This is a genomic window from Microvirga sp. RSM25, from assembly GCF_044784385.1.
Lineage (GTDB): Bacteria > Pseudomonadota > Alphaproteobacteria > Rhizobiales > Beijerinckiaceae > Microvirga > Microvirga tunisiensis.
On sequence record NZ_CP173039.1, the window covers coordinates 3,950,427 to 3,976,287 of the forward strand.

Below are 25,861 nucleotides of genomic sequence, written 5' to 3' on the forward strand. Positions count from 1 at the left end.
CATATCACAGTGCCAGAGCCGGCCCCGCGTCTCCCCATTCCTAATGGGCCATCAGGACCGGAACGCCCGCATGGGCAATGATGTGGCTCGTGGCGCCGCCGAAAATCATCTGCCTCAGACGACTTTGGGTATAAGCCCCCTTGACGAGCAGATCCGCATGGAAAGAGGCTGCATCGTCCAGGATGGCTTCGCCTGGGGAACGCGTGTTTAACCTGCGCGCCGCCGTCTCGGCTCTGATACCGTTCCGTTGCAGGCGAAGAGCCAGCTCCGCGCCGCTCGGTCCTTCCACGCCCCACCCCTCCAGAGTCAGAACGACGACCCGGCCTGCCTTTTCAAGGATGGGCATGGCGAGTGCCACGGTCCGGGCTGTCTCCGTGCTGCCGTTCCAGGCAATCACGATGGTCTCACCAATGGATGCCGGAGACGAGGGCGGAACCATCAGCACGGGCCGTCCGCCCTCGAACAGGGCCGCCTCGAGAGTGGCCAGTCGCGGCGGCTCATCGCGCGCTCCGGGACGGCCGAGCACGATCAGGTCGAACACCCGGCCGAAGCTGCCGATATAGCTGTCCCCGAACAACTGCTGGCCGAGCCATCCGCAGGAGACCTCATCCGGCGCCTCCGTCTTTCGCGGCACCGCACAGGAGAGCATGAACTCCTCGAAGAGGTGTCGAGACCGTTCCACGAGTTCGCGCTGTTCCTTTTCGCTCAGGATGGTCCAGCCGACCGGAACGTCGAAGGCAATCACATCAGGAATATCGGGACCGAGGGCCAAGCCCTCCACGTGGCTCCCGAACCGGCCCGCGACCAGCAGGGTGGCGTCCAGGACCGAACGGATGAAGCTATGCTGCTCAACCGGAACCAGAATGGCTTTCATGGCAACCACCTCGGTTAGCCTGCGAGCCGATGCCTAGGGAATTACTATACTCCCGAAACCCGCATTCGGCCTATCATATCTTCGTGCCGCACCCTGCTCCGTCAGACGTGCACGTTGCCGAAGGCTAGCTCACCCTCGCCCACCGGCTTGCGCAGCGCAGCATAAAGGATCCAGCCATAGAAGAGCGCCAGCGCGACAATCACAGCCCATCCCGGAATGGGTCCGATGGCGGCATTCCGGACCCATTCCCCCACCGATGTGACAAGGTGAGCGTCGACGGCGTTCTCCTGCATCCTGATGAAGGTCGTCTTCACCACCCAAGCACACAGCAGGATCAGGAACAGCCAGCAATAGTTGCGCCGGAGGCGGCGCGACAGGGCTTGGCTGGTGCTCGTCAGGAAGAGAGGACGTCTGAGATCGTCTCCGAGCTTTTGGATCCACTCGTCCGTCGTTCCCTCTTCCGGGGCGAAGATCTGGGCAAAGTAATTGCGTTCCATCCGGCGTACGCGATTGCGGTAGACATCGAAAAAGCGGTACCGACGCGCCTCGATCACCAGAAGCAGCAGGACCAGGACCATGGCGAAGATCAGCACGCCGTGGTGAGCGGTCGGCGTGGAGAGCGAGACCGACAGCATGGCGGCTACCACCGTAATAGCCCAGTTGGTGGTCCGGTCGATCCGATCGCGCCAACCCGCCATACGAGCGATCTCGGCGCGATGATAATGCGCCATGACGTTGATGAACTCAGTCGAGGTGCTGGGAAAGACCGGCGCCTTCATGGACGGGCGCAGGGGCTGCACAGCGCCTTGATCGTTCTTCGGCAGCATGGCTTTACTCCCTCAGCCCCGACGGCATTTGGATAGACCGGTCAGCTCTGGAGGCTCGTCCTAATTTTCTAGGGTCTCACCGGACAAGGCTGTTATAGCGCCGGAAGGTGACATTCGAAGATCGAGGATTCGTGGAAGGACTTTCCAGATAGCTATCTTTTAAACGAGACACTTGTCCAAGGTGCTTTCCCGCTCCAGCCAAGCCGGAACAGGCAGATTCTTGGAGCGCAGAAAATCCGGGTTGAAAAGCTTCGACTGGTAGCGTGTGCCATAGTCGCACAAGACGGTTACGATCGTGTGTCCTGGCCCGAGATGCTGCGCGAGACGGATTGCACCTGCCACATTGATCCCCGAAGAACCACCCAGGCATAAGCCTTCCTGCTCCAGCAGATCGAAGACGATCGGAACCGCCTCCTCGTCCGGGATCTGGAAAGCCACGTCAGGCTCGAACCCTTCCAGGTTCTTGGTAATCCGACCCTGGCCAATGCCCTCCGTGATCGACGATCCCTCTGCCTTCAGCTCGCCCCGCGTATAATAATTGTAAAGGGCAGCCCCCATCGGGTCAGCGAGACCGATGGCGATCTTGGGGTTACGCTCCTTGAGGGCGATGCCGACCCCGGCCAGCGTGCCTCCCGTCCCGACGGCGCACACGAAACCATCGACCCGCCCGTTCGTCTGAGCCCAGATCTCCGGTCCGGTTGTAACGACATGCCCGTCACGGTTGGCGACATTGTCGAACTGATTGGCCCAGATGGCGCCATTCGGCTCGGTTTTCGCCAGGCTTTCGGCAATCCGACCCGAGACCTTCACGTAGTTGTTGGGATTGGCATAGGGGACGGCCGGAACTTCGATGAGCTCCGCGCCGCAGAGACGAAGCATGTCCTTCTTCTCCTGCGTCTGCGTTTCCGGGATGACAATGACGGTGCGATAACCCAGTGCATTGCCGACGAGCGCCAGACCGATCCCCGTATTGCCAGCGGTTCCCTCGACGATCACGCCTCCAGGCCGCAGGAGACCCCGCTTCTCTGCATCCTGGATGATGAACAGGGCCGCTCGGTCTTTCACCGATTGACCGGGATTCATGAACTCAGCTTTGCCGAAAATGGCGCACTTGGTCAATTCAGACGCACGGTGAAGCCGGATCATTGGTGTGTTGCCGATTGCGTCGACGATTCCATGATGAACGGACATATGCGGCCCTCCCGCTTCCGTCGATCTTACTTCCCAATGTCCGATGCCGTGTCAGTCCCAAACGGCATAGGGAAGCGTATCGAGCGGTATCTTGAGATAACGCGTTCCATTGCTCTCTGGCGCCGGCAACCGACCACCCGCCATATTTACCTGCAAGGCGTGCAGGATCAGCTTCGGCATCGGCAGCTTAGCATCCCGCGCCTGACGCATTGCAACGAACTCGTCCTCGGTGCGAGCCTGGACAAGATGGATATTTTGGGCCTTCTGGCTAGCAACCGTACTCTCCCATGCCGGGGCCCGTCCGCCCGGCATGTAATCGTGACCTGAGAACAGCCGGGTATCGCTGGGCAGAGAGAGGATGCGCTGAATGCTGCGCCATAAGGCTCTCGCGTCTCCGCCGGGAAAGTCGCACCGCGCCGTGCCGAAATCGGGCATGAAGAGCGTATCGTGGATGAAGGCGGCGTCTCCAACGACATAGGCAATCGATGCGAGAGTATGCCCTGGAGAGAAAACGACCCGGACGTCCATGTTTCCGATCTGAAAATCATCGCCATCGGCGACCAGGCAATCCCATTGCGAGCCATCCGCCTCGAAGCCGCCGAGATTGTAGATCTCCTTCCAGAGCTGTTGAACATCGACAATGCGCTCGCCAATGGCCGTCTTCGCTCCTGTCCGGTCCTTCAAATAGCCGGATGCAGACAAGTGATCCGCATGCGGGTGGGTATCCAGGATCCACTCGACCGTCAGGCCCTGCTCCTTCACGCGTGCAAGCAGGGCATCGGCCGACGTGGTCGCGACTGAGCCCGACTTCTCGTCATAATCGAGAACTGGATCGATGAGAGCGCAGCGTCCAGTTGCAGGGTCGGAGACGATGTACTGGACGCTGCAGGTGCGCTTGTCGAAAAATGCATCGACCTGTGGTCGGGCAGTGGAGCGATCGGACACCGACTGAGGGAAAGCCGCTGTGCTCATTGCTTCTACTCCTTCACACGCAGGCGCACGAAACCGTTGAGGCCCTTCGAACCGTTATGAAGGGCGACCCGGATCGACATGCAATGGACTTGGAACACCGGCATCCGCCACTCGAAGTGGCCCCCGTCAGGCGCCGGGCTGCGGCACGATCCGAATATAGGGTTTCGGAGCCTTCCAGCCCTGCGGATAGATCTTCTTGGCTTCTTCGTCGGGTACCGAACCTGCAATGATGACGTCCTCCCCCTGCTTCCAGTTCGCAGGTGTCGCGACCCGGTGTTTGGCTGTCAGCTGAAGAGAATCGATGACGCGAAGCACCTCGTCGAAATTGCGCCCTGTCGTCATCGGATAGACGAGAACCAGCTTGATCTTCTTATCCGGCCCGACAACGAACACGTTGCGCACGGTCTGGTTATCCGCGGGCGTCCTGCCTTCCGAAGTACCGCTCGCGCTTGCCGGAAGCATCCCGTAGAGCTTTGAAATCGTAAGATCGGAGTCACCGATCATAGGGAAGTTGGGCGCGGTGCCTTGAGTCTCCCTGATGTCCTCGGCCCACCGCGCATGATTGTCCACGGGGTCGACGCTGAGTCCGATGACCTTCACATTGCGCCGATCGAACTCGGGCTTGATCTTGGCCATGTATCCCAGTTCGGTCGTGCAGACCGGGGTAAAGTTCTTGGGATGGGAGAAAAGCACGCACCAGGAATCGTCGATCCAATCGTGGAAACGAATGCGCCCTTCCGTCGTCTCGACTTCGAAATCCGGCGCGACATCGCCAATCTGGAGTGTCATAAAAACCTCCTGCCACAAGCGAGCCCCTTCGCCGGTTGACATATATATACTGCGGAACAGCACCGGTGAAGTGCCGCTCGGCAAAGGGCGAAATGCGCGTCGGCGGTACTTCGCGGGACTCCAGGACAGTACCCCGAATCGCCCAGCCGACGTCTCCCTCCCTCTCAGGCCTGCACGAAGACTTCGGCGTGCTCGACCGAGAAGCGCTCCAACTCCTCCACGACAGCGTCCAAATGGGCCTCCATCGCTCGGCGGGCGGCCGGAGGGTCGTGGGTCTCGAGAGCGCGAAAGATCTCCCAATGCTCGGCAAGAGTTACAACATGACGCCGGGGCGAGGAGAGAAGACGGCGCACACGGTCGATATTAGCGCGCGAGGCGTCGATCACGGCGGCGACTCGCGGCATCTCCAGTCCCTCAACCAGGATCGTATGAAAATCGAGATCCAGGGCATGGAAGCCGGGACGATCTCCCCTTGAGACCGCCTCCTGCTGCGCCTCCAGGTTGCTGCGAAGGGCTTCGATCGCCACGGCGGAAAGATGCTTTGCGGCAGCCTCCGCCACCATTCCTTCCAGAGCCTGCCGGATCAGCATCGATTCCCTGACCTCCGAAAGGCGGATGCGTGCCGCGCGGGAGCCGCGCTGGGGCAGGATCTCGACGAGCCCCTCAGCCGCCAGACGCGCGAGAGCCTCGGAAACGGGAAAGCGAGACACCCCGAGCGTCGTGCAGACGGCACCCTTATCGATGAACTCGCCCGGGGCGAAATCAAGAGCCACGATGGCGGACCGGAGGCACCGTTCCACCTGTTCCGTCGTATGCCCCCGTGCTCCCCGCTCCAGGCGAGCAAGGAAATTGTATCTTTTTCTCTTGTCGATCGCGTCCATTTGCCTAACATGTTAGCCGAACCGATGGGCGGACGCCACAAGCTTGTCGGGTCCCTTACACGAGCGGAGCCGCTTGTGATCATTTTTCGACCGGCCGCAGAGCCGGCTTTTCGGAGAAACGCCTATGCCTTTTCTGACCCGCCGCCTAGCGTTCGGCCTCATCGCAGCCGCAACAGCCGTCCTTCCTGCTCTGCCCGCCAGCGCCCAGACGAAGCTGAAATGGGCCCATGTTTATGAGACCTCGGAGCCCTTCCATACCCAGTCGGTATGGGCGGCCCAGGAAATCGCCAAACGAACCAACAACCGTTACCAGATTGACGTCTATCCGGCATCGCAGCTTGGCAAGGAAAGCGACATCAATCAGGGGCTGTCGCTCGGCACCGTCGATATGATCATCTCCGGACCAAGCTTCGCCGCACGAAGCTATCCGCCGATCGGCATCGGGTACTATCCCTATATCTTCCGAGACTCCGCCCACCTGCTCGCCTTCGCGAAGAGTGACGTCTTCAAGGATCTCAGCGCCGGCTACGCCGATAAGACAGGACACCAGATGGTTGCACTCACCTATTATGGGGTGCGCCACAGTTCAACGAACAAGCCCTTCAAGACCTGCGCCGAAATGAAGGGCCTCAAGATCCGTGTGCCTGACGCTCCGGCCTATCTGGCAATGCCGCGTTCCTGCGGTGCCAATACTTCGCCGATCGCCTTCGCCGAAGTCTACCTGGCACTTCAGAATGGCACCGTCGACGCGCAAGAGAACCCGCTGACAACGATCGAGGCGAAGAAATTCTACGAAGTCCAGAAGAATATCGTGCTCACCGGCCACATCGTCGATCATCTTTCAACGATCATCTCCAAGCAACTCTGGGCCAAGCTCTCGGACGAAGACAAAAAGATCTTCACCGCCGTCGCTCAGGAAGCTGCGGTCCGTGCCTCGGGGGAGATCCAGGCGAAGGAGAAAGAACTGATCGAAACCTTCAAGCAGAAAGGCTTGACGATTACCGAGGTCAACAAGGACGATTTCAAGGAAGCGGTGATGAAGAACGTTACCTTGGAATCCTTAGGCTATCGGAAGGCGGACTACGACAAGATCCAGGCGCTGAAGTCAGAAGGTCTCTGAGTTCCTTGGAGGGCCGTCTGGAGACGGCCTTCCTTTCTCTTGGTCTACGGCCCCCACGACAAACCGCGCCGCTGGGGGATTGCTACAGGCATCTAAGGACGAGGTTCAATGAGACATGACGACTGAGGTCCACACACAAGTCAGCGCCGAGGAATTGGCGCAGACCTTTGATGAGAGCGAGCATGCACCGGTCGACCTGTCGGGCTATGCCTTCGAGGACTGGTTAGCCTTGGCTCTGTTCTGGGCGATGGCGTTCGCAGTCTTCGTTCAATTCTTCACGCGCTACGTGTTGAATGACTCCTTGGCCTGGACGGAGGAGATTGCAACCAACCTCAATGTAGCCCTGGTCTTCGTCGGTTCGGCCATGTGCGTGCGCATGAGCCGCCATATCCAGGTCGACTTTCTCTACCGCTATCTTTCTCCCGGTCTCGGCCGCGTGCTGGCGACTGTGATCGATATCATCCGAATCGCCTTCTTTGCCTATGGAGCCTTCCTCATCTGGCGCTTCATGAGCATCATTGGAGACGAGCAAATGACGACCATCGCTCTGCCGAAGAACCTCACCTACGGGTTTGTCTTTATCGGCTTCGTTCTAATGTGCTTCCGCTCCGTTCAGGTTGCTGTCGCTAACTGGCGCCGCGGCTATTCCGTGCTTGAGCGGCCCGAAGCATTCGATGCACCCTTAGTGGCGGAAACCTGATGCTCATCCTGATCGGTTCTTTCCTAGTATTGATGATCCTTGGACTGCCGGTGGCCCTCTCGATGGCTGTCGCCTCCCTGCTCTACATCCTCGCCAGCGGTACGGTGCCGGATGTCATCGTCGCGCAGCGCATGATTGCAGGTGTCGAGAGCTTTCCGCTTCTTGCGGTCCCATTCTTCATCCTCGCCGGCAATCTCATGAACATCGCCGGCGTCACCGGCCGCATCTACTCGTTTGCGGTCGCCCTCGTCGGCTGGATGAAAGGCGGCCTCGGTCAAGTGAACATCATCGGCTCGGTGATTTTTTCAGGCATGTCCGGGACGGCGATCGCCGATGCGGCCGGTCTTGGAACGATCGAAATCAAGGCCATGAAGGATCACGGTTACTCGACTGAATTCTCGGTCGGCGTGACGGCGGCATCCGCAACCCTCGGGCCAATCATCCCGCCCTCGTTGCCGTTCGTGATTTACGGGATGATGGCGAACGTCTCCATCGGGGCCCTCTTCCTGGGAGGCCTTATCCCGGGCATCGTGATGACGCTCCTGATGATGGGGACCGTGGCCTACTTCGCCTATAAGAACGGCTGGGGAGCAGATACACCCTTCTCATGGCGTCAACTTGGCAATGCCAGCATCGAAGTTGTCATCGTCCTCGCGTTTCCTGTCGCTGTCTGGCTGATGATCCTGGCGGGGCTTTCACCCAACGTTGCTATCGGTATCGCACTGGCCGTACTTCTCGCCCTTGACTGGTATTTTGACTTCTCGGCCGTGATGGCTCTGATGGCGCCTGTCATCCTGATCGGCGGTATGACGTTGGGCCTCTTTACTCCGACGGAAGCCGCGGTTGCGGCTGTTATCTGGTCGTTGTTCCTGGGCCTCGTTCGCTATCGTTCCATGACGTTCAGAAGCCTCGCCAAAGCGACCTTCGACACCATTGAGACGACGGCATCGGTTCTCTTCATTGTGACCGCGGCGTCGATCTTCGCATGGCTTCTGACGGTCAGCCAGGCGGCACAGATCCTCTCGGATGCTATCCTTGGATTCACGCAGAACAAATGGGTGTTCTTGCTGCTGGCAAACATTCTCATCCTGTTCGTCGGCTGCTTCATCGACACGATTGCAGCCATCACGATTCTCGTACCGATTCTGCTGCCGATTGTGCTGAAGCTTGGCATCGACCCGATTCACTTCGGGCTTATCATGACTCTCAATTTGATGATCGGGTTGCTTCATCCGCCTCTCGGCATGGTCCTCTTCGTCTTGGCGAGAGTGTCCGGACTTTCCGTCGAACGCACGACAGTCGCGATCCTTCCGTGGCTCGTACCTCTGATGCTCGCGCTGATCGCGATCACCTATATTCCGGAACTGACTCTTTGGCTCCCACAGCAGATGGGGTTGGGGCGGTAATGAATCGTTCGATAGCCACATATAACCAGTTTATGAGACGCCCATGAGCACCCCCCGCACCATTCGCCTCTCCCCCGATGATAACGTCGTCATCGCCATTGATCTCGTGAACCAGGGCGCCAGCGTGGCGGGATTGACTGCTCGCGAGCGCATTCTGCGCGGTCACAAGATGGCGGCGGAGCCGATCCGGGAGGGGGAGCCTATCCGGAAGTTCGGCCAGATCATCGGCTTTGCCAAGACCCACATCGCGCCGGGCGAATGGGTGCATGAGCACAACGTCGGCCTGCACGACTTCGAGCGCGACTACGCGTTCTGCGTCGACGCGCGGGAGGACGATCTGCTTCCGCCCGAAATGTGTGCCACTTTCCAGGGGTACCGCCGCGCCTCGGGGCGGACAGGCACCCGCAACTATATCGGCATCCTGACATCGGTGAATTGCTCGGCCTCCGTTGCGCGTTTCGCAGCGGCCGAAGTGGAGCGTTCCGGGGTCCTGCGCGATTATCCAGGCATCGATGGCATCGTGGCAATCGTCCACGGTACTGGCTGCGGACACGCGGCTTATGGTGAAGGGTTCGATATCCTGCGCCGCACGCAATGGGGCTATGCCAGCCACCCCAATTTCGCCGGCGTGATCATGGTCGGTCTCGGCTGCGAGGTGTTCCAGATCGGCCGGATGAAGCAGGAATACGGCCTCACGGAAAGCGAGACATTCCGCACGCTGACCATTCAGGAAACAGGCGGCACGAGGCGTACCGTACAGGCCATCGTCGATGCGGTGAAGGACATGCTCCCGATCGTCGCCAGGGCTCAGCGCGAGACACGCCCTGCATCGGAACTGGTGCTCGCTCTCCAATGTGGCGGTTCCGATGGTTATTCAGCCCTCACCGCCAACCCGGCTCTCGGCGTCGCCTCCGATCTGCTGGTGCGCCACGGTGGAACATCGATCCTGTCCGAAACACCTGAGATCTACGGAGCGGAGCATCTGCTCACCCGGCGCGCTGCCACCAGGGAGATCGGTGAAAAGCTGGTTTCGCGGATCAGATGGTGGGAGGATTACACGGCTCGCAACGGCGGAGAGATGAACAACAATCCGTCACCCGGCAACAAGGCAGGCGGATTGACGACAATCCTTGAGAAATCCTTGGGCGCTTCGGCGAAAGGCGGACGCTCCACGCTTCGCGCCGTTTACGAATACGCCGAGCCGGTGAAGGATCATGGTTTCGTCTACATGGATACACCGGGCTACGATCCCGTCGCAGCGACAGGCCAAGTGGCCGGCGGTGCAAACCTGATCGCCTTCACCACCGGACGGGGCTCGGCTTTCGGCTGCAAGCCCGTGCCATCCCTGAAGCTCGCCACGAACTCCGATATCTACCGCCGCATGCTGGACGACATGGACATCAATTGCGGCGATATCCTCGATGGTGTTTCCCTTGAAGAGAAGGGAAATGAGATCTTCGAGATCCTGCTGCGCGTCGCATCCGGGGAGCATACGAAGTCGGAGGATCTCGGCTACGGCGACCTCGAGTTCGTTCCCTGGCAGGTCGGCGCAGTCATGTGAGCGCACCCCTGCATTGGTACTAAGTTACAACAGAGTCGTGAACACGAGCTGACCACAGGGCCGTGCGACAAATCTTCCCCAGGGAAGCTCGTTAACCAAATGGTAACCATAACAAAGCGATGATCTTCGCGCTGATCCCGCAAGCGGATCAACACTCTCCCAAAGGCGAACGGGGCGCGGATGTACCGCCTCGCTTCGCTTTGGGATGCAGAGTTCAAGTGAAAAGCGATATCGATTCGGTACGAGAGTCGGGCTCAGCGGATCTCATTTGCTCCTTCGATATCCGATGGCGTCATTCAGGCCATTGAATGAGCCTATGACGGCAGGCCAAGTTCATCACTGCCTTTTAGCCGAGCACGTAAAAGGCCGCCCCAAGCGCTGTTATCACACCAACGAACGCATACGGATACCAAGCAGGAAAAGGCTTGTCGTGACCGTTGAAGCTCAAGCAGGATCTCCTGGATGAAGAAGGGCCCCCAACCCTTGTTCATGCAAAATGGTATTTTCGTGGAATCCGTTTGAAGATCCTGGATGTTCGCTCTCTTATCCCCAAACCTCCAAGAAGCGCAGCCGGCCCCCTCAGGCTTCACAAAGACATGACAAAATCCAAGAAAATTACTTTGAAGCTCCTTTAAGGAAGCGAATTTCAATCCGATCTCAAAGCGGTAGTGCCTCTTTTAGAATATCTCTGATCTTCTCCTAAGCTCTTGATCGATCTGAATTCTTTCAGATATCTCATCAGGGCTGTCCACGGGAACTCTCCCGGTCTTGGGCATTCGATTGATCTGCCGACGAAAGCTGCGCACAGCGCCTTCACTGAAGGCTCTCGAACTGCGCATCACGTCGGACAGTCGCTCGCCAGCATGAGGAGAATGAGTTCATGGGCATGAGCACCTGGAATGAGCCTGGGTTTACAGCCGGCAGCGTCTTCGCCTGCTTGGCCCTGCTCCTGCCTTTTAGCGGAACGGCTCTTGCTCAGGACAGGGCATCGCCTTCAAGCCCCTTGCGCATCGAGTTGAACAAGATCGAGGCATCCGGGGAAAGTTGCAGGACCTACTTCCTCATCGACAATCAAAAGGGCGAGAACTGGAAATCCCTGAAGCTCGATCTGTTCGCTCTCGATACCGATGGCGTGGCTGCCAAGAGGCTTGCAGTTGAAGTTGGCCCGGTGCCTCGCCGCAAGACACTCATCAAGCTCTTCGATTTTCCCGGACTGAACTGCTCCCGCTTCGGACGTGTTCTCCTCAACGATGTCCTGACATGCGAAGGCGCGATCAGTTCGCGGGAGGATTGCCTGTCGGTGATCGAGACCGCCTCCAAGATCGACACCGTATCCTTCGTGAAGTGAGAGATTGCCATCATGAACGAGATCATGCCTGCGGCGTCGCATGACATGTCATTCCTCGGTCTGTTTCTGCAAGCCGATCCGATCGTCAAGAGCGTCATGATCCTGCTCGTTCTGGCGTCGCTCGGCTGCTGGACCATCGTCTTCGAGAAGCTTCTGCGCTTCAGAAACATCCGTCGTCAGGCCCGCGCTTTCGAAGCGGCAGCCCGTTCGGGTGACAGGCTTCATCCGCAGATGGCGGGTGCCACGGGCCGGATCGTATCGGCCGGCCATGAGGCTTGGCGCGATCAAGACGCTTCCGAGAGTCGCGCGGAGCGGCGGGAACGTATCGAGCGAGCTATGCGGGCTGCGCTCTCCGTCGATATGCGCCAACTTCAGACCGGATTGCCCTTCCTGGCCACCACGGGCTCGGCCGCGCCCTTCATCGGCCTGTTCGGTACGGTGTGGGGAATCATGAACTCGTTCTCCGCCATCGCGGCAAGCCAGGATACGAGCCTCGCCGTTGTGGCACCCGGTATTGCCGAGGCCTTGTTCGCAACGGCCATCGGCCTCGTGGCCGCCATCCCGGCCGTGATTGCCTATAACAAGCTCACGACCGATCTTGGCCGCCTGCAGCAATCATTCGCCGCCGGCATCACGGCGCTCGGCGACCGCCTCGCCCGTGACCGCAAACCCCACGTTCGAGCAGAGGCGGCCGAATAATGGGTATGGGTTCAATCCAGACGCAGGACACAGACGACGAGTTCGGAGCTGCCCCCCTGTCCGAGATCAATGTCACCCCGCTCGTGGACGTGATGCTCGTACTGCTCATCATCTTCATGGTCGCAGCACCTCTCATGACCGTCGGCGTGCCCGTGCAGCTGCCAAAAACGGCCGCACCGAAGGTGTCGCAGCCGAAGCAGCCGGTCGTGGTCACCATCGATGCACAGGGTCAGCCGTTCCTCGACAAGGAGCCCCTTGCTGCTGAGACCATGATGCCGCGCCTGCGGCAGATCGCGAGCGTGGACCCGAGCCAGGTCGTCCTGGTCCGCGGCGACAAGGCTGTTCCCTACGGCCGCATCATCGAGATCATGGGCCAGATCAATGCCGCAGGCTTCAGCAAGGTGTCCCTGATCGCGCATGCCCCGAGCGGATCGCCGGCTCAGTAGCACCTGCAGCAGGTCCCATGTCCGTTCTAAGCCTAAGATCGACCCAGGAGCCGAGCCGGCTCGGGATCGCCTTCATCACGGCGCTTATCCTGCATGGCGCCGCACTGACGGCCGTGACCCTCTGGCCGTCCGATACCGCAGACACGCCTGGCGAGCAGGAGATCACCATCGATCTCGCGCCGGCCATGGAAGAGCCCGTGTCGGTGGCTCCATCGCTTGAGCAATCCCAGGAGGTGCAGCCTGTCGAGACGGAGCCCCTGCCGGTTGAGACGGGGACCGTCGAAGAACAGCCTCCCGAGGAGATCGTCGAGGCTCAGCCTCAGGAAGTAACCGAAGCTGTGCCCGTTGAGGCTTTGCAAGTCGAACAGGAGACAGCGCAGACAGAGGCCGTCATCCTTCCACCGTCTGAAACAGTGGTCGCAAAGCCCTTAGAAGAGAAGCCTGCACCCAAGCCTGAGAAGAAGCCTCCACCGAAGCCTGTCGAGCGCAAGCCCCCTGCACGCCGGGCGGCCGAGCAGAAGCCGCTTCCATCGGACGCGCGCCAGGGGCAGGCCTCAGCCTCGCGGGAAAATACGAGCGGTCAGGCAGCTTCGGCCGATCCGAACGCACGTAACCGCTACCTTGCGAGCCTTGCCGCGACATTGCGCAACCGTCTGCGCTATCCTGATGTTGCCCGCAGCCAGGGTGTCAGCGGTGTTGCACAGATACGGTTCACCGTGGACCGCTCGGGCCGCATTGTGAGTTCATCGCTTGTGCGCAGCGCCGGCCATCCCGCGCTTGATCAGGCTGCGCTTTCTACGGCAAGTCCTGGATCTTCTGTGCCGCCGGTGCCAGACTTCATCCCGCAACTCACATTCACCATACCGCTGCGCTTCAATCTGCGCTGAATCCGGCTCTGGCCGGTCGCAACCAACTTGACCGCTGGAGGATCGAGGCTACCCTGTCCCTCGATAACATGTGCCGTCCATTCAACGCGCAGAATGGGATAAGCTACATGTGACAACAGGGAGAAACGCCATGGCCGAGAAGGCTTTTGCCTCGACGGGGGACACAGCTGTGAAGACGGTGTCGTTTATCGAGATCGGGCCGGATCTTTATGCCTACACCGCCGAGGGTGATCCCAATTCCGGCATCATCGTCGGCGACGATGGCTGCATGGTCATCGATGCCCAGGCGACGCCCGCCATGGCCGAGGACGTGATCGCCCGCGTGCGAACCGTCACCGACAAGCCGATCAAATATGTCGTGCTCTCGCATTATCACGCGGTGCGCGTGCTCGGCGCCTCGGCCTACCAGGCGCAGGGCATCATCGCCTCGAACGCCACCTACGATCTCATCGTCGAGCGTGGCGAGCAGGACAAGGCTTCCGAGATCGGCCGCTTTCCGCGCCTGTTTCGCGGCGAGAGCAGCATTCCGGAAGGGCTGACCTGGCCGACGCTCACCTTCGAGAGCGGCATGTCCGTATTCCTGGGGAAACGCGAGGTGAAGCTGTTCCATCTCGGCGCCGGCCACACGGCGGGCGACATCGTCGCCTGGGTGCCGGACGCGGAGGCGATGTTCACCGGCGATCTGGTGGAGTATCACTCCGCCTGCTATTGCGGCGATGCCTATTTGCGCGAATGGCCGCAGACGCTCGACGCCATCCTCGACTTCCAGCCCAAGGCGATTGCGCCCGGCCGCGGCGATGCCCTGCAAGGCGAGCAGCAGGTGCGCGAGGCGGTGGCGATGACCCGTGACTTCGTCTCCACCCTCTATGGAGCAGCCGAGCTGTCAGTGGCTCGTGGGCGCTCCTTGAAGGAGACGTTTGCCGCCACGCGCGCGGTGATGGATCCGAAGTTCGGGGACTTCGCCATCTACGAGCACTGCCTGCCGTTCAACGTCTCGCGCGCCTTTGACGAGGCATCTGGGATCGATCATCCGGTGATCTGGACCGCTGAGCGCGACCGCGAGATGTGGGCGGCACTCCAAGGCTAGAACAAATGGGAGGAAAGGGAGGCACCATGAACAGCCGCAAGATCCTCTACCAGTTCGGCTACCGCCGCAGCGCGGATCAGGATCGCCCCTCCCCGACCCGACACCCCGTTATCGTCGTCGGAGCTGGCCCTGTCGGGCTTTGCACCGCCATCGACCTGGCGCAACGCGGCGTGCCTGTGGTCCTGCTCGACGATGCGGATCGGATCGGGGAAGGATCACGCGGCATCTGCTATGCGAAACGCACGCTCGAGATCCTCGACCGGCTCGGCGTTGCCGAAACCTGTCTTGAGAAAGGCGTGACCTGGAAGCTCGGCAAGGTGTTTCAGCGCAACGAACTGCTCTATGCCTTCGATCTGCTGCCCGAGGATGGCCACAAGATGCCGGCCTTCATCAATCTGCAGCAATATTATCTTGAGCACGCGCTTGTCGCACGCGCCGCGGAACTTCCCAATCTCGACATCCGCTGGCGCAACAAGGTGAGTGGCCTCAAGCAACGCAACGACGGCGTGACCCTCACCATCGAGACGCCGGAAGGCCTTTACGATCTCGATGCCGATTGGGTGGTCGCCGCCGATGGCGCGCGCTCCGCTTTGCGCGGGATGCTCGAACTCGCCTTCCAGGGCGAGGTCTTCGAGGACCGCTTCCTGATTGCCGACGTGAGAATGAAGGGCGATTTTCCGCCCGAGCGCTGGTTCTGGTTCGATCCACCCTTCCACAACGGCCGCTCCGCTCTTCTTCACAAGCAACCTGATGATGTCTGGCGCATCGACCTGCAGCTCGGACCCGACGCGGATGCTAAAGCGGAGCAGGCGCCTGAGCGCGTGATCCCCCGGATCCGCCAGATGCTGGGGCATGACGCCTTTACGCTCGAATGGGTATCGGTCTACACGTTTCAATGCCGGCGTCTGGAATGCTTCGTGCATGGCCGCGTGGTCTTTGCCGGCGACGCAGCCCATCAGCTTTCACCCTTCGGTGCGCGCGGTGCGAATTCCGGTATTCAGGACGCAGAGAACCTTGCCTGGAAGCTCGCGCTCGTCATCAAGGGTGAAGCGCCGGAGAGCCTGATCGACACCTATGAACTCGAACGCTCAGTAGCCGCGGACGAGAATATCGGCCATTCGACCCGCTCGACCGACTTCATCGCTCCGCGCTCGGCACAGGAGCTGCGCTTTCGCGATGCGACCCTTGCTCTCGCCCGTCACGCGCCTTTCGCCAAGCGGATGGTGAATTCCGGCAGGCTTTCGATGCCGTCGACCTATGAGACGCCTCTGTCGACTCCCGATGGCGATGCATGGTCCGGCTCCGCCCGCCTCGGTGCGCCACTGCCCGATGCTCCCATGTGCAACAGCAGCGGTCAGCCGATCTGGCTGCTCGAGGCGCTGGGTGGCGAGGAGACCCTCATCCATGTGCCCAACGGAGCCGCGGCGCCAGCCGGCAAGCGCGTTCTCGTCATCGGCGATGACCTGTTCGATGTGGAAGGCCTCTTCGCCCAGCGGTTCGACACAACACCGGGCAGTACCTATCTCGTACGTCCCGATCAGCATCTTGCGGCACGCTGGCGTCACGCGACGCCACTCCTGGTCGAGCGCGCCTCGTGCCGTCTGAGGGGCTTCGAGGGAGGTCACGCATGAGCGCACTCATCACGGAGAGCCGCTTTCCCGATGGGGACTTGGCCTATCGCTCGCTGATCGAAGCGCACAGGGGCTTGTCGGACGAAGCGAGCGCTGCGCTCAACAGCTCCCTCGTGCTGATTCTCGCCAATCACATTGGCGACCAAGCCGTGCTTCAGGAGGCTCTAGCCCTCGCAAAGCAGAGCGTGGAACAGATGCAATCGGCATCGGGTTGATGCTGCGGATCAATCACTCGATACCGAGATAGGCTGCCTTGACCTGAGGGTCGGCAAGCAGTGCGGAGCCAGCTCCGCTATAGGCGACCTTCCCGGTTTCCAGAACATAACCGCGGTCCGCAATCGCCAGTGCCGCGCTGGCGTTCTGCTCGACGAGGAGCACAGTGATGCCGTCCTTCTTGAGCGAAACGATGGCATCCAGGATCTGGTCGACAAGAAGCGGCGACAGACCGAGCGAAGGCTCGTCCAGCAACAGAAGCTTGGGCCGCCCCATGAGCGCGCGACCGATGGCGAGCATCTGCTGCTGACCGCCCGACAATCCGCCGGCCAGAAGATGCCTCTTCTCCGCAAGAATCGGAAACATCGCAAAGACGCGGTCGCGATCTTGATCAATTTCCTTGTCGCGCCGTCGATAGGCACCGAGCCGCAAATTGTCCTCGACGGTCAGCGGTCCGAACACCTGCCTGCCTTCCGGCGATTGTGTAATTCCCAGTTCCACCCTCTGGTGAGGCGGCAGGCGGTCGATGCGCTGTCCCTTGAAGCGGATCTCGCCGCTACTGATCGGCTGTACGCCTGAAAGCGCACGCAGCAGCGTCGTCTTGCCCGCGCCGTTGGAGCCGACCAGGGCGACGATCTCGCCGGTTCGAACAGCGATATCGATGCCCTTGAGCACCTCGATCCGTCCATAGGCGCTGCGCAGGTTTGCGACCTCAAGCACGGGCGGCCTCCCGTGCACCGTGTTGTCCCAAATAGGCCTCAAGGACCTTTGGATCATCGCGCACCTCCCGCGGCGTTCCTTCGGCAAGCGGTCGTCCGCGCTCGAGCACGAGGATCCTGTCGGAGATCTTCATCACGAGCTTCATGTCATGCTCAACAAGAACGACAGCCACACCTCGGTCGGCAACCTGGCGGATCAGGTGATCGATCTCCTCGGTCTCTACTGCATTGCAGCCGGCAGCGGGCTCATCGAGAAGGAGCACGCGCGGTTCGGTGGCGAGTGCCCGGGCTATTTCGAGGCGCTTGCAGGCGCCGTAAGGCAACGAACCAGCGGGAACGTCCGCAACATCCTTCAAGCCGACATAGGCCAGGAGGTCGAGGGCCGCCGTCCGTGTTTCGCGGTTCTGGCGCGTGACGGCAGGAGTCCTGAACAAGGCGGACAGAAGGCTGCATTTTTCTTGGAGATGGCGCCCCACCATCACGTTCTCGCAGGCGGTCATACGCTGGAAGATCTGCAGGTTTTGGAAGGTGCGGGACAAACCTCGTGCGGCCAGCTTGTGAGGAGCAAGCTCCGTCACATCCTCGTCAGCGAGATGGATCGACCCACGGCTCGCGGCATAAACACCGGATACGATGTTAAAAAGGGTCGTCTTCCCGGCGCCGTTCGGACCAATGATCGACAGGATCTGTCCGGGGCTGACAGAGAAGCTCACGCCATCGACAGCCTTCACGCCGCCGAAAGAAATGCCGATATCCGTCGCCTTCAGGATGCTCATGAGCGTGCCCTCCGAAGGACCAGAGCCGAGAGACTTGGCACGATGCCATTGCGCATGAAGATCATCGCCACGATGATGATGAGGCCGAGCAGAAGATGTTCGTATTCCTGAAAAACGGTCAGGGCCTGCGGAAGCGTCACGAGCACGGCAGCGCCAACGATGCTTCCGACGACGGATCCGAGCCCGCCTAGCACCACGATGGTGACGAGTTCCACCGAATGCAGAAAGCCGGCCTGATCCGGGTTGATGAAGCCGTTCATGAAAGCAAGCGCGGAGCCTGCCAGCGAGGCATAGACGGCGGCGATCACGAAGGCTTGCAGCTTGAAACGCGCCACATCGACACCGACCACCTGCGCAGCCACCTCACTGTCGTGAAGGGCGCGGAAGGCTCGCCCGGTCGGCGTCTCGTCCAGATTAAGAGCGATCCAGGTTCCGACGAGCAGAAGCCCTCCGGTTACCCAGTACCACGTATAGGAGCCGCTGACGCGCCAGCCGAACAGCGTCAAGCGTTCGACCGGCATGCCATCGGGTCCACCGGACCACCGACTCTCCGTGGTGATGACAAGGGCCACGAGCACGCCGAGCCCCAAGGTGGCGATGGCGAGATAATGCCCCTTCAGACGCAGGATCGGGCGCCCCACCAGATAAGCAAGTGCAGCCGAGAGAACCGCGCCGATGAGAAGAGCCGCCCAGGACGGAATGCCGAGATGCGCCGGCCCGATGGCAACCGCGTAGGCGCCGATGCCGAAGAACGCTGCGTGCCCCAGGCTGACCTGACCGGCCTGTCCCATGAGGATGTTGAGGCCGATGGCGGCGAGTGCGGACACCCACACGAGCGACGCCACGCGGAAGTAGTAACTTGACGGAAAGACGAGCGGGAGAACGGCGATCACGACCGCCAGCACAGCGAGTGTAATGAAGCGTTGGTTCACGAAGGCACGCATTCTCACACCCTCTCCACGGCACGGCGCCCGAACAGTCCCTGTGGCGCTGCGAACAGGACAATGAGGATGACGAGGAATGCAAAGGCATCCTTGTAGGTCGAGCTGATATAGCCGGCGCCAAATGCCTCCAGCAGGCCGAGCAACATACCGCCGACGACCGCGCCGACTGGATTTCCCATGCCGCCCAACATGGCGGCGGCAAACCCCTTCAGGGCCAGCAGCGTGCCGACATCGTAGCTCGTCAAGGTGATCGGCGTAACCAGAATCCCGGCGATCGCCCCGATGGCAGCGGAGCCGCCGAAGGCAAGCGCCATGATCGTAGTCGTATTGATACCGACGAGGCGCGCCGCCAGACGATTCGCGGCCGTTGCCAGCACGGCCTTGCCGAGGAGCGTATGCTCAAGAAAGATGTAAAGCGCCAGGACGACGACTCCCGTACCCCCAAGCACCCAGAAGCTCTGCGGCTGAACGGCGGCGCCCAGCACATCGACCGGCGTGTCGCCCGTGAATGCAGGCAGCTTGTGAAACTGCTTGTCGAAGACAATGGCTGCGAGGCCACGCAGCAGGATCGATGCACCGATGGTGATGATGATGAGCGTCACGGCCGATGCACCACGCGCCGGCTCGATGGCGAAGCGATGCAGCAGGAGCCCAATCACGATGGCCGCGCAGATGGCGATCACGCCTGCCAGCGGCAAGGGTATTCCGGCAGCCGACGCGAACACCGTCACCATGCCGCCGAGCATCACAAACTCGCCCTGGGCGAAATTCACCACGCCCGAGGCGTTATAGATTAGGGTGAAGCCGAGTGCGACCAGCGCATAGACGGCTCCCACCGTCAGACCGGAAATGAGGAACTGAAGGAACTCGGCCATGATGCTGTCCCGCGACGTTCAGGTTGCCGAACGGGAGGCTTATCGTCAGCCTCCCGTTCGATCGTTTGCAGCGAGAGATCAGCTTCCCGAGGCGACCAGATTCCAGTCGCCGCCTTTGATCTCGAGCACGCGGAACGCCGAAAGATCGAGGCCGAGATGGTCGGTGCCCGACATGTTCACGATGCCGCCGGTGCCGACGAAGCCCTTGGTCTTCTCGATCTCGTCGCGGATCTTCTTGGGATCGGTCGAGTTCGCGCGCTTCATAGCCTCGACCAGAATGAAGAGACCGTCATAGGCGTGGCCGCCGAAGGTTGAGACCGGCTGTTTCGTGGCGCTCTCGTAGCTCCGCTTGTACTCGGTCACGACCTTCTTCTGGGGATCGCTCTCCGGAAGCTTGTCGCCGACGAGGAGCGCCGCAGCCGGGAGCCGGACGCCTTCCGCCGCAGCGCCTGCCAGATCAATGAAGCTTTTCGAGGCTACGCCGTGGCTCTGGTAGAACGGGATGTTGGTCATCCCGAGCTGGGCATAATTGCGAGTCACGATAGCAGGTCCCTGGCCGAAGCCCGGATTGACCACAGCCTGCACGCCAGCCGTGTTCTTGATCTTCGTGAGCTGAGCGGTCATGTCGCTGTCGCGCGGGCCGTAGTTCTCGTCAATGACGATCTGCATGCCGTAGTTTGGTGCAACCTTGACGCATTGCGCGCGCATGGAGGCTCCGAAGCCATCCGTGCCCGAGATCATGCCGATCTTGGTGAGATTGCGCTTCTTCAGATCCTCGAAGATCTTTTCGCACGCCATCCTGTCGGTATGCGGCGTCTTGAAGACGAACTTGCGCACCGGGTCGATCACCTCGATGGCACCGGCGAGCGAAATGAATGGAACCTGCGCCTCTTCGAAGACGGGGATCATCGCCATGGTGCTGCCGGTGGTCGTGCCGCCGACCATGGCAATCACCTCGTCATCCTCGATGAGTCGGGTCGCGAAGGTGCGTGCCTTGTTGGCATCGCCGCCGTCATCGTAGATCACAAGCTCGATCTTCTTGCCGGCAACGCCGCCAGCCGCGTTGATCTTGTCGACATAGATCTTCAGAGTCTTGTCCTCGGGCTCACCAAGGAAGGACGAAGGTCCGGTTACAGAGAGAACCGATCCGATCTTGACGGTGTCCTGGGCGAGCGCCCCATGGGAGAGACCGACGCCCATGACACTGGCGGCCAGCAGCGTTTTGAGACTTGCTTTCGAGTTCATTTGTTTCCTCCGGGTTTCGTTGTTGTTTGTTGTTCTAATTGTTGCGCAAAGGATCAGGCTGCCAAGAGCCTGCGGATCGTTGCGGAAAGGGAACAATTGGACAGGAATGCGCAAAGCCGACGCAGCTGTGTGTGCGTATCCTGTCGGTCGTCGAAACATGCCATCCCGCTTTGCTCCGTGAAGGGCCCAGTGTTGGCTCATTGACGCTGCTTCTCCCATCAATATAATTGACCGGACGGTTGGTCAATAGTAAACAAGTCGCAAGACCATCCGCTTGCCATCGGCGAAAGTTCGGGAGGGCCATGGTGGAGAACGATCTCATCGTCACGGACCATCGAGAGGGCTATCGCGTCATCACCCTCAACAGGCCCGATCGCCTGAATTCCTTCAATGAGGCGATGCATGCGGCCCTGATGTCCGCCCTTGTCGACGCCGAAACCGACGGCAACTGCCGCGCTCTCATTCTCACCGGCGCCGGGCGCGGGTTTTGCGCCGGCCAGGATCTCTCGGACCGGGTCTTCAGCCCCGGTCAGGTTCCGGATCTCTCCTCCACTCTGGAGCGCCTCTACAACCCTCTCGTGCGTAAGATCCGTACGCTGCAGATGCCCGTCATCTGTGCAGTCAACGGCGTTGCGGCGGGAGCCGGCGCCAACATTGCCCTTGCCTGCGACATCGTTCTGGCGGCCCGTTCGGCCAAGTTCATCCAGGCCTTCGCGAAGCTCGGCCTCGTGCCCGATTCAGGCGGGACCTGGCTCCTGCCGCGCCTCGTCGGCACGGCCCGCGCCCGCGCTCTCGCCCTGCTGGCCGAGCCGGTTCCGGCCGAGCAGGCGGAAGCTTGGGGCATGATCTGGAAAGCGATCGACGATGCCGTCCTGATGGATGAGGCGCATCGCCTTGCCGCACACTTTGCGGTTCAGCCGACCGTCGGGCTCGGTCTGATCAAGCAGGCGCTCGATGCATCGGAGACGAACGATCTCGACCGGCAGCTCGATCTGGAACGCGATCTGCAAGGCCAAGCCGGCCGCACGCCGGATTATCTCGAAGGCGTGACCGCGTTCTTCGAGAAGCGTCAGCCGAAGTTCTCCGGGAGGCCTTGATGGACGTGCAATCGTCTCGCCCTAAAGATGGACCGCACGAGATCGCCGCTGCCTGCGCCGAGGCCATGTGGTCCGAGGATCAGGCGAGCCAGGGACTCGGCATGGTGGTCGAGCGCGTGTCACCGGGCGAGGCCGTCATCTCCATGACGATCCGCGCCGACATGACGAACGGACACGGCATCTGCCATGGCGGCTTCATTTTCACGCTTGCCGACTCGGCTTTTGCTTTCGCGTGCAACACCTACAACCAGCGCACGGTTGCTCAGCATTGCACAGTCACATTCCTGCAGCCGGGCCGGCGGGGCGACACGCTCACGGCCCACGCGGTCGAGCGCAATCGCTCGGGACGTTCCGGTATTTACGATGTGACCGTCCGTGACGGCAAAGGCGAGGTGGTCGCCGAATTCCGCGGCCATTCCCGCACGATCGCCGGCACGCTTCTCGCGTCAGATTCCGATCAAGACACCTAATAAGAACGAACGAATGGGAGGTTCCCTTGCTTCAGATTCCGCTTCGCAAGCTTTCCGAGCTCAAGCCCCAGTCGACGCTTCTCGATCGCTTCGAACTGGCATCACGGGATGAGCTTGCCGACTGGCAGCGCGAGCGCCTCGCCTGGTCGTTGCGCCATGCCTACGAGAACGTGGCGCACTACAAGGCGAAGTTCGATGCGGCGGGCGTTCATCCGGACGATTTCAGGGATTTGAGCGATCTCGCCAAGTTTCCCTTCACCACCAAGGCCGACTTGCGGGACAATTATCCGTTCGGCATGTTCGCCGTTCCTCAAGACCAGGTCGCCCGCGTCCACGGCTCGTCTGGCACGACCGGCAAGCCCACGGTCGTCGGCTACACCAAGCGCGACATCGACACCTGGGCCGATGTGGTGGCCCGCTCGATCAGGGCAAGCGGCGGCCGTCCGGGCATGAAGGTGCACGTGGCCTATGGCTACGGTCTCTTCACCGGCGGATTGGGCGCCCATTACGGCGCCGAGCGCCTTGGCTGCATGGTGATCCCCATGTCGGGCGGCATGACCGAGCGCCAGGTGCAGCTGATCCAGGACTTCCAGCCCGACATCATCATGGTCACGCCGTCCTACATGCTGGCGATCCTCGACGAGTTCCGGAAGCAGGGCCTCGATCCGCGCCAATCCTCGCTGAAGGTTGGCATCTTCGGCGCCGAGCCCTGGACGAATGCCATGCGGGCCGAGATCGAGGAAGCCTTCGACATTCATGCTGTCGACATCTACGGCCTTTCGGAAGTCATGGGTCCAGGCGTCGCCTGCGAATGCGTGGAGAGCAAGGACGGGCTGCACATCTGGGAGGATCACTTCTATCCCGAGGTGATCGATCCGCTGACGGGCGAAGTCCTTCCGGACGGCGAAGAGGGCGAGCTCGTCTTCACGTCCTTGACCAAGGAAGCGATGCCCGTCATCCGCTACCGCACCCGGGACCTGACACGTCTCCTGCCCGGCACCGCAAGAAGCATGCGCCGCATGGAGAAGATCACCGGTCGCACCGACGACATGATGATCATCCGCGGCGTCAACGTCTTCCCGACCCAGATCGAGGAAAAGCTCCTCACGATTCCGGTCCTGTCGGGTCATTACCAGATCATTCTGACCCGCGAGGGACGGATGGATCAGATGGAGATCAAGGCCGAGATCAGGCCGGATGCCGATTATCCCGAAACCCGGAAAGCGGCCGCCGAGCGCTTGAGCCAAGCGATCAAGGATACCATCGGCATCACGGCCCGGGTCAATGTCCTCGACCCTGAGGGAATCGAGCGCTCGCTCGGCAAGGCGAGACGCGTCATCGACCGCAGACCGAAAGAATAGAAGAGTCCCATGGCCCGCACCCGTGCCACCGATTACGACGACAAGCGCCGGGCGATCCTCGATCGCTCGGCCGAGCTCTTTGCCGAGCATGGCTACGACCGTGCGTCGATGAGCAAGATCGCAGAGGCCTGCGGCGTCTCGAAGGCCAATCTCTACCATTACTACAAGGACAAGGAGGAGCTGCTCTTCGACGTCATCCGCTTTCACCTCGAGGAACTGCTCGAAGTGGTTGAGGCGGCCGACAATTCGGATCTCTCCCCCGCAGACCGCCTGAAAGAGCTTGTCGCAGCGTTGCTCGAGGCCTATCGCGATGCCGATGCGCAGCACAACGTGCAGATCAACGGCATGCGCCTGCTTTCGGCCGACCGCCAGGGTGAGCTCAAGGCAGTGGAGCGCGAGCTGGTGAAAATCTTCTCCGAAGCGGTGGCAGGCGTCGCACCGCAACTCACGGGAACCAGGCTGCTCAAGCCCGTGACCATGTCCCTCTTCGGCATGATCAATTGGCATTATCTCTGGTTCAAAAGCACGGGCGAGGTGACACGCGCAGATTATGCCGAGCTCGTTTCGCGACTCATCGTGGACGGAACCCGCAATCTCCACGCGGAACCCGTCCCATCACGGCGTGTCAGCGCTGCGGAATAGAAAATAACTTAAACATCGTGCGGAAAACCGGATCCACTTTCGCTGAGCCGGTCCTTTGAGTCTGCACGAGACGCTCAGAGAAGGTCATCACCTCTCCTCCGTCATGGCCGAGCTTGTCCCGGCCATCCCGATGTGAAGAACGCCGCGCTTTACGGAATCGAGATCACCGGCACAAGGCCGGTGATGACGAAGTGGGTGACATCAAGAACTGTGCTGATCTTGGAGCGAGCCGAAATCTAGGCCCGCGAAAAGCAAGGGTCATTTTTTGAACCCGATGCTTTAGACTATCACTGCAGGGAGGCCTGGTCGCCAATCTCGATTGATGCATGTCCTGGAACACCAAGACCGAAGCGAGAGAGAATGGGACGAACGAGGCTCTGCCATTGGGCGAGAAGCTCTTGCCTGCCCCTCTGACGCAACCCGTATTTTCGATGCTGGGCGAAATGGTCCGACGTGCTGCTGCCGAAGGTATCGGCCACACGCGGATACCAGTAGTTGACTGAGGCCTGGGCATCCGTTCTGTCGTGGCCTCTCTCCAACGCGGTCTGCAATCCCTGCTCACCCAGCTCCGCATGGCGTTCTTCGACGGGAAGGATACTCGCCAACGTATCGGCGAGAGGCTGATAGGAAGAGCGTGTCAATTCGTCGAGCTGCACCACGGTGGCCTGCCCCATCAGGCAATTCATCACCACTGCGTCGACCCAGCCGTTGATCGGGTAATGGAACACGTTGAGGCGCATGTCGCCGTCCATCCGCCGCGTGCCGAGATTAACGCTGCGGTCGAGTCGAGACGCCCAGGGATGAGCGCCCACATACTGCGCCGTATTGGCTCCGAACTGCTCCATCAGATCCAGAACCTGACGGGCATGGTTGAACTTGTCGAACACAATGCGGGTCGCGATGATCCGCTCCTTCAGCCCCGGAGCGAGATTGATGCAGTCGGCGAAGCCCGAGGCGCCCGCCATCTCGGAATCGACGAAGATCGCCATCAGGCGCATGAGCTCGCCGCGGTAGCGCGGCGTGACATTGTCCGGAGCGCTTAAACGTCCACCACCGGCCACGAAGGTGACGAGGCTTTCTTCATCGACCATGGCAGTACC

The 25,861-nt window shown here is 60.7% G+C and carries 27 protein-coding genes; 15 read left to right on the plus strand and 12 right to left on the minus strand.

Features of this window, described 5'->3' with window-relative positions; all coding sequences use genetic code 11:
- Nucleotides 1–40: 40 nt before the first annotated feature.
- From ACD578_RS18710 to ACD578_RS18735, 6 genes are all read right to left on the minus strand, one after another.
- On the minus strand, nt 41–874 hold the full coding sequence (locus tag ACD578_RS18710) for a universal stress protein (protein WP_404287415.1): 834 nt from the start codon (nt 872–874) through the stop codon (nt 41–43).
- A 101-nt stretch (nt 875–975) separates the two neighbouring features.
- Nucleotides 976–1,701, minus strand: a complete 726-nt coding sequence (locus tag ACD578_RS18715) for a DUF2270 domain-containing protein (protein WP_152714497.1) — start codon at nt 1,699–1,701, stop codon at nt 976–978.
- A 159-nt stretch (nt 1,702–1,860) separates the two neighbouring features.
- Nucleotides 1,861–2,892, minus strand: coding sequence for a cysteine synthase A (locus ACD578_RS18720; protein ID WP_404287417.1), 1,032 nt, complete (start codon nt 2,890–2,892; stop codon nt 1,861–1,863).
- 51 nt (nt 2,893–2,943) lie between these two features.
- Nucleotides 2,944–3,864, minus strand: coding sequence for an MBL fold metallo-hydrolase (locus ACD578_RS18725; protein WP_404287419.1), 921 nt, complete (start codon nt 3,862–3,864; stop codon nt 2,944–2,946).
- Nucleotides 3,865–3,990: 126 nt separating this feature from the next.
- On the minus strand, nt 3,991–4,653 hold the full coding sequence (locus ACD578_RS18730; protein ID WP_404287421.1) for a peroxiredoxin: 663 nt from the start codon (nt 4,651–4,653) through the stop codon (nt 3,991–3,993).
- 164 nt (nt 4,654–4,817) lie between these two features.
- The gene (locus tag ACD578_RS18735; RefSeq protein WP_404287423.1) at nt 4,818–5,534 is read right to left on the minus strand and encodes a GntR family transcriptional regulator; all 717 of its coding nucleotides are present in this window, start codon (nt 5,532–5,534) and stop codon (nt 4,818–4,820) included.
- A gap of 133 nt (nt 5,535–5,667) precedes the next feature.
- On the opposite strand from ACD578_RS18735, the gene ACD578_RS18740 reads away from it, so the two are divergent.
- The 11 genes from ACD578_RS18740 to ACD578_RS18790 all read left to right on the plus strand — a co-directional run bounded on the left by ACD578_RS18740 (nt 5,668) and on the right by ACD578_RS18790 (nt 16,634).
- On the plus strand, nt 5,668–6,654 hold the full coding sequence (locus tag ACD578_RS18740; protein WP_404293947.1) for a sialic acid TRAP transporter substrate-binding protein SiaP: 987 nt from the start codon (nt 5,668–5,670) through the stop codon (nt 6,652–6,654).
- A 115-nt stretch (nt 6,655–6,769) separates the two neighbouring features.
- A complete protein-coding gene (locus ACD578_RS18745) occupies nt 6,770–7,354 on the plus strand; it encodes a TRAP transporter small permease (protein ID WP_404287425.1) in 585 nt (194 codons plus the stop codon).
- Nucleotides 7,354–8,760: a TRAP transporter large permease gene (locus ACD578_RS18750; protein ID WP_404287427.1), complete on the plus strand. Its 1,407-nt coding sequence runs from the start codon at nt 7,354–7,356 to the stop codon at nt 8,758–8,760. The genes ACD578_RS18745 and ACD578_RS18750 overlap by 1 nt, the downstream gene beginning before the upstream one ends.
- Before the next feature lie 43 nt (nt 8,761–8,803).
- Complete coding sequence (locus ACD578_RS18755; protein WP_404287429.1) at nt 8,804–10,321, plus strand: UxaA family hydrolase; 1,518 nt, start codon at nt 8,804–8,806, stop codon at nt 10,319–10,321.
- Between the two features lie 886 nt (nt 10,322–11,207).
- Nucleotides 11,208–11,669 (plus strand): Tat pathway signal protein, encoded by a 462-nt coding sequence (locus ACD578_RS18760; protein WP_404287431.1) that lies wholly within the window; start codon nt 11,208–11,210, stop codon nt 11,667–11,669.
- A gap of 12 nt (nt 11,670–11,681) precedes the next feature.
- Nucleotides 11,682–12,368, plus strand: a complete 687-nt coding sequence (tolQ, locus tag ACD578_RS18765) for a protein TolQ (RefSeq protein WP_404287433.1) — start codon at nt 11,682–11,684, stop codon at nt 12,366–12,368.
- Nucleotides 12,368–12,814, plus strand: coding sequence for a protein TolR (tolR, locus tag ACD578_RS18770; RefSeq protein WP_404287435.1), 447 nt, complete (start codon nt 12,368–12,370; stop codon nt 12,812–12,814). The genes tolQ and tolR overlap by 1 nt, the downstream gene beginning before the upstream one ends.
- A gap of 17 nt (nt 12,815–12,831) precedes the next feature.
- Nucleotides 12,832–13,701 carry a TonB family protein gene (locus ACD578_RS18775; protein ID WP_404287437.1) on the plus strand — a complete coding sequence of 290 codons (870 nt, stop codon included), beginning with the start codon at nt 12,832–12,834 and terminating at the stop codon, nt 13,699–13,701.
- Nucleotides 13,702–13,831: 130 nt separating this feature from the next.
- Nucleotides 13,832–14,788, plus strand: a complete 957-nt coding sequence (locus ACD578_RS18780) for an MBL fold metallo-hydrolase (protein WP_404287439.1) — start codon at nt 13,832–13,834, stop codon at nt 14,786–14,788.
- 26 nt (nt 14,789–14,814) lie between these two features.
- Nucleotides 14,815–16,419, plus strand: a complete 1,605-nt coding sequence (locus ACD578_RS18785) for an FAD-dependent oxidoreductase (protein ID WP_404287441.1) — start codon at nt 14,815–14,817, stop codon at nt 16,417–16,419.
- A complete protein-coding gene (locus tag ACD578_RS18790) occupies nt 16,416–16,634 on the plus strand; it encodes a DUF2783 domain-containing protein (protein WP_404287443.1) in 219 nt (72 codons plus the stop codon). Before ACD578_RS18785 ends, ACD578_RS18790 begins: the two co-directional genes overlap by 4 nt.
- A gap of 13 nt (nt 16,635–16,647) precedes the next feature.
- Here the strand turns inward: ACD578_RS18790 and ACD578_RS18795 are convergent, their stop codons facing one another.
- The 5 genes from ACD578_RS18795 to ACD578_RS18815 form a co-directional block, all read right to left on the minus strand.
- Complete coding sequence (locus tag ACD578_RS18795; protein ID WP_404287445.1) at nt 16,648–17,352, minus strand: ABC transporter ATP-binding protein; 705 nt, start codon at nt 17,350–17,352, stop codon at nt 16,648–16,650.
- Nucleotides 17,345–18,127, minus strand: a complete 783-nt coding sequence (locus ACD578_RS18800) for an ABC transporter ATP-binding protein (protein ID WP_404287447.1) — start codon at nt 18,125–18,127, stop codon at nt 17,345–17,347. The genes ACD578_RS18795 and ACD578_RS18800 overlap by 8 nt, the downstream gene beginning before the upstream one ends.
- Nucleotides 18,124–19,071 carry a branched-chain amino acid ABC transporter permease gene (locus ACD578_RS18805; protein WP_404287449.1) on the minus strand — a complete coding sequence of 316 codons (948 nt, stop codon included), beginning with the start codon at nt 19,069–19,071 and terminating at the stop codon, nt 18,124–18,126. The genes ACD578_RS18800 and ACD578_RS18805 overlap by 4 nt, the downstream gene beginning before the upstream one ends.
- A 2-nt stretch (nt 19,072–19,073) precedes the next feature.
- Nucleotides 19,074–19,946: a branched-chain amino acid ABC transporter permease gene (locus ACD578_RS18810; RefSeq protein WP_404287451.1), complete on the minus strand. Its 873-nt coding sequence runs from the start codon at nt 19,944–19,946 to the stop codon at nt 19,074–19,076.
- Nucleotides 19,947–20,024: 78 nt separating this feature from the next.
- Nucleotides 20,025–21,191: an ABC transporter substrate-binding protein gene (locus ACD578_RS18815; protein WP_404287453.1), complete on the minus strand. Its 1,167-nt coding sequence runs from the start codon at nt 21,189–21,191 to the stop codon at nt 20,025–20,027.
- A gap of 302 nt (nt 21,192–21,493) precedes the next feature.
- Between ACD578_RS18815 and paaG the strand changes: the two genes are divergently transcribed.
- From paaG to ACD578_RS18835, 4 genes are read left to right on the plus strand one after another with little or no spacing between them, the layout of a single operon-like run.
- The gene (paaG, locus tag ACD578_RS18820) at nt 21,494–22,288 is read left to right on the plus strand and encodes a 2-(1,2-epoxy-1,2-dihydrophenyl)acetyl-CoA isomerase PaaG (RefSeq protein WP_404287455.1); all 795 of its coding nucleotides are present in this window, start codon (nt 21,494–21,496) and stop codon (nt 22,286–22,288) included.
- On the plus strand, nt 22,288–22,758 hold the full coding sequence (paaI, locus tag ACD578_RS18825; RefSeq protein ID WP_404287457.1) for a hydroxyphenylacetyl-CoA thioesterase PaaI: 471 nt from the start codon (nt 22,288–22,290) through the stop codon (nt 22,756–22,758). The genes paaG and paaI overlap by 1 nt, the downstream gene beginning before the upstream one ends.
- A gap of 26 nt (nt 22,759–22,784) precedes the next feature.
- On the plus strand, nt 22,785–24,119 hold the full coding sequence (gene paaK, locus ACD578_RS18830; RefSeq protein ID WP_404287459.1) for a phenylacetate--CoA ligase PaaK: 1,335 nt from the start codon (nt 22,785–22,787) through the stop codon (nt 24,117–24,119).
- A gap of 9 nt (nt 24,120–24,128) precedes the next feature.
- Nucleotides 24,129–24,761 carry a TetR/AcrR family transcriptional regulator gene (locus tag ACD578_RS18835; RefSeq protein WP_404287461.1) on the plus strand — a complete coding sequence of 211 codons (633 nt, stop codon included), beginning with the start codon at nt 24,129–24,131 and terminating at the stop codon, nt 24,759–24,761.
- A 287-nt stretch (nt 24,762–25,048) separates the two neighbouring features.
- On the opposite strand, the gene ACD578_RS18840 is transcribed toward ACD578_RS18835, so the two are convergent.
- A complete protein-coding gene (locus ACD578_RS18840) occupies nt 25,049–25,852 on the minus strand; it encodes a Phenylacetic acid catabolic protein (RefSeq protein WP_404287463.1) in 804 nt (267 codons plus the stop codon).
- Nucleotides 25,853–25,861: the final 9 nt, after the last annotated feature.

Bases quoted from the DNA above. Each gene is read 5' to 3' on its own strand.
- ACD578_RS18755 (WP_404287429.1), top strand. From the start codon at position 8,804: ATGAGCACCCCCCGCACCATTCGCCTCTCCCCCGATGATAACGTCGTC.
- paaG (WP_404287455.1), top strand. From the start codon at position 21,494: ATGGTGGAGAACGATCTCATCGTCACGGACCATCGAGAGGGCTATCGC.
- ACD578_RS18715 (WP_152714497.1), bottom strand. From the start codon at position 1,701: ATGCTGCCGAAGAACGATCAAGGCGCTGTGCAGCCCCTGCGCCCGTCC.
- tolR (WP_404287435.1), top strand. From the start codon at position 12,368: ATGGGTATGGGTTCAATCCAGACGCAGGACACAGACGACGAGTTCGGA.
- ACD578_RS18730 (WP_404287421.1), bottom strand. From the start codon at position 4,653: ATGACACTCCAGATTGGCGATGTCGCGCCGGATTTCGAAGTCGAGACG.
- ACD578_RS18785 (WP_404287441.1), top strand. From the start codon at position 14,815: ATGAACAGCCGCAAGATCCTCTACCAGTTCGGCTACCGCCGCAGCGCG.
- ACD578_RS18775 (WP_404287437.1), top strand. From the start codon at position 12,832: ATGTCCGTTCTAAGCCTAAGATCGACCCAGGAGCCGAGCCGGCTCGGG.
- ACD578_RS18725 (WP_404287419.1), bottom strand. From the start codon at position 3,864: ATGAGCACAGCGGCTTTCCCTCAGTCGGTGTCCGATCGCTCCACTGCC.
- paaI (WP_404287457.1), top strand. From the start codon at position 22,288: ATGGACGTGCAATCGTCTCGCCCTAAAGATGGACCGCACGAGATCGCC.
- ACD578_RS18720 (WP_404287417.1), bottom strand. From the start codon at position 2,892: ATGTCCGTTCATCATGGAATCGTCGACGCAATCGGCAACACACCAATG.
- ACD578_RS18805 (WP_404287449.1), bottom strand. From the start codon at position 19,071: ATGCGTGCCTTCGTGAACCAACGCTTCATTACACTCGCTGTGCTGGCG.
- ACD578_RS18840 (WP_404287463.1), bottom strand. From the start codon at position 25,852: ATGGTCGATGAAGAAAGCCTCGTCACCTTCGTGGCCGGTGGTGGACGT.
- ACD578_RS18780 (WP_404287439.1), top strand. From the start codon at position 13,832: ATGGCCGAGAAGGCTTTTGCCTCGACGGGGGACACAGCTGTGAAGACG.
- ACD578_RS18835 (WP_404287461.1), top strand. From the start codon at position 24,129: ATGGCCCGCACCCGTGCCACCGATTACGACGACAAGCGCCGGGCGATC.
- ACD578_RS18810 (WP_404287451.1), bottom strand. From the start codon at position 19,946: ATGGCCGAGTTCCTTCAGTTCCTCATTTCCGGTCTGACGGTGGGAGCC.
- ACD578_RS18800 (WP_404287447.1), bottom strand. From the start codon at position 18,127: ATGAGCATCCTGAAGGCGACGGATATCGGCATTTCTTTCGGCGGCGTG.
- ACD578_RS18745 (WP_404287425.1), top strand. From the start codon at position 6,770: ATGACGACTGAGGTCCACACACAAGTCAGCGCCGAGGAATTGGCGCAG.
- tolQ (WP_404287433.1), top strand. From the start codon at position 11,682: ATGAACGAGATCATGCCTGCGGCGTCGCATGACATGTCATTCCTCGGT.
- ACD578_RS18790 (WP_404287443.1), top strand. From the start codon at position 16,416: ATGAGCGCACTCATCACGGAGAGCCGCTTTCCCGATGGGGACTTGGCC.
- ACD578_RS18760 (WP_404287431.1), top strand. From the start codon at position 11,208: ATGAGCACCTGGAATGAGCCTGGGTTTACAGCCGGCAGCGTCTTCGCC.
- ACD578_RS18735 (WP_404287423.1), bottom strand. From the start codon at position 5,534: ATGGACGCGATCGACAAGAGAAAAAGATACAATTTCCTTGCTCGCCTG.
- ACD578_RS18750 (WP_404287427.1), top strand. From the start codon at position 7,354: ATGCTCATCCTGATCGGTTCTTTCCTAGTATTGATGATCCTTGGACTG.
- ACD578_RS18815 (WP_404287453.1), bottom strand. From the start codon at position 21,191: ATGAACTCGAAAGCAAGTCTCAAAACGCTGCTGGCCGCCAGTGTCATG.
- ACD578_RS18710 (WP_404287415.1), bottom strand. From the start codon at position 874: ATGAAAGCCATTCTGGTTCCGGTTGAGCAGCATAGCTTCATCCGTTCG.